This window comes from Bacillus sp. AY2-1 (assembly GCF_008368965.1).
GTDB lineage: Bacteria > Bacillota > Bacilli > Bacillales > Bacillaceae_G > Bacillus_A > Bacillus_A thuringiensis_S.
On sequence record NZ_QPEL01000019.1, the window covers coordinates 1 to 7,593 of the forward strand.

Sequence of the window (7,593 nt, forward strand, 5' to 3'; positions counted from 1 at the left end):
CCCTAAGGTGCCTTCCTTCGACTTGAACCATCTTAATTTTAATAATATATTGGACTCCCATCCAAATATTATTTTACCATGTTAAGTTATTTTATTCATTGAGAAATATGTTTTAAATCTATATTTTTAAAAAATATATAGATTTGAGCAATATGTATACGAGCCACATATTAAAAAAAGACACTCTCAAGAGTGCCTCTCCTTAGCAGCCGAATCCGCCGCCCCAACAGCTAGCGCCAACGATGATTAATAAGATGAAGAGCACAACAAGTAAGGCAAATCCGCCGCCGAAACCACAGCCTCCACCACAACTACCGCCATAGCCCATATTAACTCCTCCTTCCATAAAAACCATTTATTAATGGATTTAATTTACTTTATGTTTTTAAGGATGAATGGAGCAGGTCCTTAAAAAAATAAAAGGATTTTGGAAGTTAAAAAGAGTTGACGACCTTATTTTTGTCACCGGTATTTCGTCTGCTACATATTGTATTTTATTCTGTGTATTGGGGGAAGGAGGATCTTATGGCTAATTCTGAGATGATTTTACGTTTACTTACGGATTTAAAGATTGAACAACAATTGTTGAAAGAACAGTTAGAGAAAATGCAAACAGCTGTGACTATTCTTGAAGAAAAATCAGTGACGCTTAAAGAAAAACCAGCGACTCTTAAAGAAAAAACAATGACTCCTGAAGAAAAACCATCTGTTACAAAGCAAAGAGCTTTTTCTGGACGCCCAACATCTTTTCGTGATTGGAGAGCAGCTGCTCAAAAAAATTCATAAAATTATAAAAAAAGAAGACATCAATTAAGCTGTCTTCTTTTCTTATCCAATCCAAATGAGTTAAGAAGGTATATCCATATTGCTTTAAAAATAAGAAGAAAATAACGATTGTCGACTCCTATTTTAGTATAGCGTATAATAATATATATATATATGTAATTTTACATAAATATATAGATTATATAATGTTAAGCATATATATTTTAGTTGTCTGTTATTTGTTTTAATTCATTTATTCTTATTATTTTTTAAGAGCCCCAGTAATGGGGCCTTTTTATGATTGTGTTAAAGTAGAAACCCCTCAAGCATAAGGAGGGGTTACATAACTAGGAAAATAGTTATTTGTGTTTAATGAGAGGAAGTTCAGGGTGTTGTTTCTGAATTTCTTCTAAATGATTTTCGCTTTTGCCTTTTAAAGTTTGATCGAAAAAGCTAGTTACTAGTTTATTAATTAGTTTGTAGTTTGTGGCTACATCTTCGCCAGGTTCATTAATAATAGGTGAAAATGCTGCTAAATCTGTAAAACTAGTATGGTTTGTTTTTGGAATTACCACTGTGTACACGCCCGGTTTTTCAATGGTTTTATTTCTTAAATAGACTATTTCCAATAATTCATTTTGGATTCCGGTTGTCTTTGGATTCTCAGCCTCTTTCATAAAATGAATCGTAGCTTCAGCATTCATCAACATGAATGGTTTTTGAGGACCGTCTTTAGGCATTGGATCGCCATACAATCCACCATCCATATTAATTGCAGCTTTAATACGCGTATCCTTCACTAACATTTGTGCGGCAGTTGCTCCACCAAAAGAGTGACCGAACATTCCAATTTTGTCATAGTCAATTAAGTCTGCAATAGTTTTAAAACTTTTATCGAAATTGCCTTCTATTACTTCATTTAAAACAAAAGTAGTATCCTGTTCCCATTTTTGAACTATGGTATTTAAGGCGGTAGGTGTATATTCAATTGGTATAGAGTCTACACGGTTTCCATTAGGGAAAATCGTTGTTGCTGCATATCCTGTAAAATTAAGAGCGATTACTACATAGCCTTGACTAGCTAATTCCTCTAACTGGAATGTATTTTGTTGACCATATAATCCCATCCCATGGCCGAATAAAAGGAGGGGGAATTTTTCTTTATCTTGAAGTGGCTTAGCATTCTGATAAGAATGTGTTTTTGTCAGCCCTAAATGTGTCGTTACGATATATGGAGCACCGTTTGTTACTGCCAATTGTTCAGCCAGCTCGTTTATGTTCTCAAAATAGGCAGAAGGCTTCCCTGATCCTTTTGCGGCAGGATAGTATACTTGTATCATTAACTCACGATTTCCATGATTATTTGGTACAGTGGTTTCTTTTCGATTTGTATCAATTAAATGAAAAGCTTTCGTTCCTACTGTATATTTTCCAGTAGGCTCTGGGAGTGTTATGATCGGAAAAAGTAAAGGTAATGTAAACATTGCGATAGCAGTTACGATAATTCCTAAACCTTTTAAAACTTTCATCACTAACTTTTTAGAAACGGCTGTAGTTTTTGGTTTCAAAAAAACTTGTAATGTTAAAACGAACAATAAGAAATAGGCGGGAATCATACGCCAGTTTGCACCAATTACAATGATGGTGGCAAATAATAATGCATAATTTATTAGTAAAAGGACTCCATTTTTTTTCGTCAAACCCCGTTTGATAAAGATGGGAATGATACTAGATAAAAGTAATACAGCAACAAAAATGATTTCTAACATTTTTAGCTCCTTTCCTAATCAATATAGATATAGATTGATAATTTACAACCTTCCCAATTATATAACTATAATTGATGATTGTATGCATGTAAGTAAGTTTAGAATGTTTTTATATGACATTAAAAAAAGTACTCATACGAGTACTTTTTCTTAAATGAATTATTATTTATTTTTAAACCGTTCCCCATAAATGATAAACCATACCGATAACAAAAAATGCTAGTCCTACAAACAAAACGATTAAAGCAAGCACTCCATTTTTATTATGTTCCATAAAATTAGCTCCTTTTCATTTACTTATCTACAAAAAGCCTTTAGTCGTAATTATGGCTAAAGGCTTGGATCTTCATACTTTGTAGTTTATAAAAAAGTTGCACTTCTGTATTAATTTGGAATATGATTATTTAAAGAGAAGGTGATGAGTACATGCAGGACAAAAAACAATTCCCGCTTATATCTGGAAATCTCTCATTAGATTTAGTAAATACAGAGCTAGTTAGGCGTGGACAACGTTATGATTTATTAATAACAAATGAAGATGTATTAGAATGGCTACATGTAATAAAGGTTAGTCTTCCTTTTTGGAATGAAAAAACATTTATAAGGATTCAAGAGCGCACGAATCAAGTGACATCTATTATATTGGAAGTAAGAGAGGTACTGAGAAAACAGTTTGAGGTAATTGCTGATCAGCACGAAATTTCCAATGATTTTGTTACGTATTTAGAAACACAAATTGAGAAAGCACCATTTACATATAAAATCATTGAACAGCAGCTAGTATCTATCCCGGTTGGAGAAATCGAGGATGTACTCGCATCGTTAATTGCATTTGATGCTTTAACGTTAATAGCAGAAAATAAGCTTATTTTCCTTAAAAGGTGTTCAAATCCTGACTGTGTTTTATTATTTATAGATAAGAGTGGGAAACGAAAATGGTGTTCTATGAAAATATGTGGGAACCGGAAAAAGGTAGCAAAATTTCAGGATCAAAAATTTGAAGAAGTCTAGAGAATCAACTTATAACAGTTGATTCTTGTTTTTTTTTTTTTTTTTAAACTAACCTCTAAAATTAATATTTACAGGTTAGTTATGTCGAGTTATAATTGTTGGTAAATAAAGGAGGAGAACGATGGATAATATAACAGCAACTAAGCAAGAAGATCCTCAACCAATAAGTGTACGATATTTTACAAAAATGAAAGGGAAAGGAAGAAGTCCATTGCAAGTAAATATAAAGGACTCTTTAACAGGACTACTAGGGGGATTTTTAACAATTATTACCTTAACATATTTAACGAGCATAACCTCTACAGAATTATTAATGGCTCCATTTGGGGCGAGTTGTGTATTAGCGTTTGGAGTTTGGAATGCGCCATTATCTCAGCCGCGTAATATTATTGGAGGACATTTGATTTCAACTTTCATTGGTCTATCAATATATCATTTGTTTGGGAATGAATATTGGACAATTGCTTTAGCAGTGGGGATGGCAATAGCCGTTATGATGTTAACGAGAACGACGCACCCTCCGGCAGGGGCCGATCCGATTATCGTTATTTTAGGGGCAAATAGTTGGAGTTATTTAGTAACACCAGTTTTAATTGGCTCCGTTGTTATTGTAGTTATTGTAGTTATTGCTTTATTCATTAATAATATGAGTAGTAAAAGAAGCTATCCAACTTTTTGGATGTAGTTTATAAAGCGAAAAACAATTTAAGTAAGTATGTCGTTTTTACTATGTTTTAATTTTTTTATAGAAAAAAGCCTTTAGTCGTAATTATGACTAAAGACTCCATGTCTCAAACTTTTTAATTTAAAGAGAAAAGACACCTTAATGCGCCTTCCACTGACTTGAACCATCTTAATTTTAATAATATGTATTGGACTCCCATCCGAATATTATTTTACCCCTCAGAACGAAAAATTGTGCTTACTTGTAATAAAAATCTCATTTTTTCGTTTTGGGGTGTTATAAAATCTTGAAGTTGATGGGCATAGGGTGGGACCCAAAACAGTACGATTTTATTTCAAAGACACAACGATTTTACTACACACTTTTTATTTATCCCACACTCTCATCTCCTAGTATTACTATTTTTTATTACTAATGTTGCCGTTTCACTCGGATGGCTAAGAGGAAAATGATGGCCATATGGAACAAAATCAACCTTACCAAGATGCGATGGAGCAGAATAGGCTCTGTCATAATCCCCCCAAATAATGTGAAGATTATACTTTGTTACTTCATTGAAATCACCTTGATCGTTTTTCAGTAGTAAACTGTTAAGCTGAACCGTAGTATTTAAAATTCTAGGAGAAGTAAAACTGTTACTTATCTTTTCAATATAATGTTCAGGGATGCTCTCCATACTTTCAAACAAACCATTACTTAATAAATAACGCTCTATCAAATTAGTAGTTGCTAATTTTAATGTCCATTTGTTCATAAATTGAGGAACATTTAGTGATTTAGCATTTTTTTTAGCAACAGGTGGCTGAAGTAAAGTGATTGCATACTTCTTATCTATGTACTCTTGTACCAATGCTTCCAGAAGAATAAACGCACCGAATGAATGGCCAATTAAATGTGCACCATTCGTAGCTTTCTCCAATAACTTTTTCACTACATTCAAATAGATATCTAGAAGATTTTTCTCTCGTTTAAAAGGAGAACGTCCCAAACCTGGAAGATCCAAGATCCATATAGGTTGGCCAGTTTTTTCATGAAGCTCTTGTGCTAAAGGAAATAAATCTTCTCCATCACTCAATAAACCATGTAATAAAATAAACGGTTTACCCTCTCCTTGTAATTGGTAAAGGGTAGTGTTATCGCATAATGTTCGTTTAAATAAATGATTATGCTGGCCATTTTGATACATCATTCGATAATCCAGATCAGCTACTACGGCAGGCAAAAATTTCATTACACTCGTCTTCTTAAACCAATCTCCTCCCATAATTTTTTTCGCTGAAACATTTGGGAAATTTTGTTTTGTAATAAAATTCAATCCATCAGAAGGAATTTTTGTTATTTTACTTACTCCACTATTCATAATTGCTTTCATAAGTGGCATTGGAACAGAGATTTTTGGTGCCCTCATATTCATACTTTCCGACATAATACTTAATAATTCAGCAATGTTCTGATCGTACTGTTTGTCTTCAACAAGTGTATATGTTTGAATAGTCGGTTGCTCCAATCTGAAAACCTGCATAATAAACTTCGCAAGCTCATCGTTTGAAATAAGTGGTAACCTATATCCCTTACCTCCAGGAATCATTGGCATGAGCCCTCTTCGCATACTCATCACAAGCAAACCTAATCCTGCTATCTGCTCTGTACTCCCTGTTTTACTACTACCGACTACAGTTGGCGGATTAATTACAGAAAGCGGATAACCTACTGCGGATGCCTGCTGACGGATATAGAGATCTGCTAAAAATTTTGTTCTCTCATATGGATTTTTTATTTTTAAATAATTGTTTCCTTCTTTAAACACATCAATTGCAATCTTGCTATTTTTATCATCAAAGGGACTCATATAACCTACAACATGAATAAATTGTTGCAAGCCCTTCAATTGATGAATACTTTTAGCTAATTCACTAATATGTTTGGCGCCATTTAAAAATACGGAAGCTGCCTCTTTACTTGTCGCTTGAATATCCATGGGGCCTCCTGCGTGAATAATCACATCCGTTTTCAATACCCTCTCCTTATCTTCAGCACTTAGACCTAAATCTATTTTCGTCAAATCACCTTCAATAAAGTGCATAACTTTCTTTTTTAAGCTGCCTCTTTCTTGAAAAAGGCGTATTGCTTTACTTTTCGACCTTACTAAAAGAAGAATTTTAACATCCTCTTTGGCTAATTCTTTCACTAATTGCTTTCCAATAAAGCCTGTTCCACCAGTTAAAAATACTGTTCTCATATAAAATCTCCTTTGTAGTACTAATTAGTACTAATTTGATGTAAAAAAAAAGCTTCTTTTATCGAAGCAATTTAAAAAAATGATCTGCTGTTTTCGTGATTACAGTTGCATCTTTCAATGTTTCTGAAATAAATAACGCTCCCTCAAGATTTGTAATAAAAAGTGATGCAACCTCATCAATATGAATCGTATTTCTGAATTCTCCATTCTCTACCCCTTGTTTAAGTAATAGAGAAACTTTCTCTTGTAATCCTGTAAAAAAAAGACCTATTTTTTCTTTTATTTGCGTGGCCTGTGTAGGACTTTGAATATAAAGAGTAATAAATGGACAGCTCCCCTTATACTCTCTCGACTGAACTCCTTGTGATAATTGCTTTAAAAACAGTTGGATACGATCTTCAACTAAAAATTGGTTCTGAGAAAGTACGTCATCAATTGCAGATTGATACATTTCAATCCAATAATCAACGACCCCTTCTAATAATTGTTCCTTATTAGAAAAGTGATAATACACATTAGACTTTGAAACTTTGCTTACACGTACTAATTCATCCATACTTGTATAAGCAAACCCTTTTTCTAAAAATAATGTTGCAGCTACTTCAATCACACGTTTTTGATTCATTAATTTTACCTTTGTCATAACTAGAACTATATAGTACTAATTTAAATATTGCAAGTATTTATGTTAATTTTTAAAAAATTTCCACTAACATTGATTTTACTGCAAAAAAAATCTTATTTTGAATAAAGTTGAACTGAACCCCGAAATTGTTAATTTACTATCGTCTAATAGGGGTCACCATATATGCCCATCAACTTAAGAAAAAGAAATGCCCCCAAAACGAAAAAATGAGCAGCTTCTCAGAATAACTATCTGTAGAGAAAGAAAATTTTAATTTAAGGGGATATGAAAATATTAGCTTGATGGTGATGGGGTAGTACCAACGAGTCGCTTAGAATTGTAAATCTGTCTTTTCATAATCCTACTCCATAAAGAAAAAACACCCTAAAGTGCCTTTTATTGATTTGAATTATTTATTGTATGTAGTTCATATTCGTTAGCATAAAACTCTTTTATTAGTTTTATGCTGCATTAATGGGCAGTAAGACCCCCACCTCAA

General features: G+C 33.1%; 7 protein-coding genes. 3 read left to right on the forward strand and 4 right to left on the reverse strand.

What is annotated here, in order from left to right:
- Nucleotides 1-202: 202 nt before the first annotated feature.
- Complete coding sequence (locus DN403_RS05625; protein WP_000540377.1) at nt 203-328, reverse strand: YjcZ family sporulation protein; 126 nt, start codon at nt 326-328, stop codon at nt 203-205.
- A gap of 197 nt (nt 329-525) precedes the next feature.
- On the opposite strand from DN403_RS05625, the gene DN403_RS05630 reads away from it, so the two are divergent.
- Nucleotides 526-786, forward strand: a complete 261-nt coding sequence (locus DN403_RS05630; RefSeq protein ID WP_000013691.1) for a hypothetical protein — start codon at nt 526-528, stop codon at nt 784-786.
- Between the two features lie 338 nt (nt 787-1,124).
- Here the strand turns inward: DN403_RS05630 and DN403_RS05635 are convergent, their stop codons facing one another.
- A complete protein-coding gene (locus tag DN403_RS05635; RefSeq protein ID WP_000889698.1) occupies nt 1,125-2,534 on the reverse strand; it encodes an alpha/beta hydrolase family protein in 1,410 nt (469 codons plus the stop codon).
- A gap of 426 nt (nt 2,535-2,960) precedes the next feature.
- Here DN403_RS05635 and DN403_RS05640 point away from each other — a divergent pair, with 426 nt between their 5' ends.
- Nucleotides 2,961-3,545: a CGNR zinc finger domain-containing protein gene (locus DN403_RS05640; RefSeq protein WP_149185342.1), complete on the forward strand. Its 585-nt coding sequence runs from the start codon at nt 2,961-2,963 to the stop codon at nt 3,543-3,545.
- A 121-nt stretch (nt 3,546-3,666) separates the two neighbouring features.
- Nucleotides 3,667-4,230, forward strand: a complete 564-nt coding sequence (locus DN403_RS05645; protein WP_149185343.1) for an HPP family protein — start codon at nt 3,667-3,669, stop codon at nt 4,228-4,230.
- Between the two features lie 382 nt (nt 4,231-4,612).
- Here DN403_RS05645 and DN403_RS05650 read toward each other — a convergent pair whose 3' ends face one another.
- On the reverse strand, nt 4,613-6,469 hold the full coding sequence (locus DN403_RS05650; RefSeq protein ID WP_149185344.1) for an alpha/beta fold hydrolase: 1,857 nt from the start codon (nt 6,467-6,469) through the stop codon (nt 4,613-4,615).
- Nucleotides 6,470-6,527: 58 nt separating this feature from the next.
- Nucleotides 6,528-7,094, reverse strand: a complete 567-nt coding sequence (locus DN403_RS05655) for a TetR/AcrR family transcriptional regulator (protein WP_001072299.1) — start codon at nt 7,092-7,094, stop codon at nt 6,528-6,530.
- Nucleotides 7,095-7,593 lie beyond the last annotated feature (499 nt).

Excerpts from the sequence above, each read along its gene's own strand:
- DN403_RS05625 (WP_000540377.1), bottom strand. The coding sequence starts at position 328 with ATGGGCTATGGCGGTAGTTGTGGTGGAGGCTGTGGTTTCGGCGGCGGA.
- DN403_RS05630 (WP_000013691.1), top strand. The coding sequence starts at position 526 with ATGGCTAATTCTGAGATGATTTTACGTTTACTTACGGATTTAAAGATT.
- DN403_RS05635 (WP_000889698.1), bottom strand. The coding sequence starts at position 2,534 with ATGTTAGAAATCATTTTTGTTGCTGTATTACTTTTATCTAGTATCATT.
- DN403_RS05640 (WP_149185342.1), top strand. The coding sequence starts at position 2,961 with ATGCAGGACAAAAAACAATTCCCGCTTATATCTGGAAATCTCTCATTA.
- DN403_RS05645 (WP_149185343.1), top strand. The coding sequence starts at position 3,667 with ATGGATAATATAACAGCAACTAAGCAAGAAGATCCTCAACCAATAAGT.
- DN403_RS05650 (WP_149185344.1), bottom strand. The coding sequence starts at position 6,469 with ATGAGAACAGTATTTTTAACTGGTGGAACAGGCTTTATTGGAAAGCAA.
- DN403_RS05655 (WP_001072299.1), bottom strand. The coding sequence starts at position 7,094 with ATGAATCAAAAACGTGTGATTGAAGTAGCTGCAACATTATTTTTAGAA.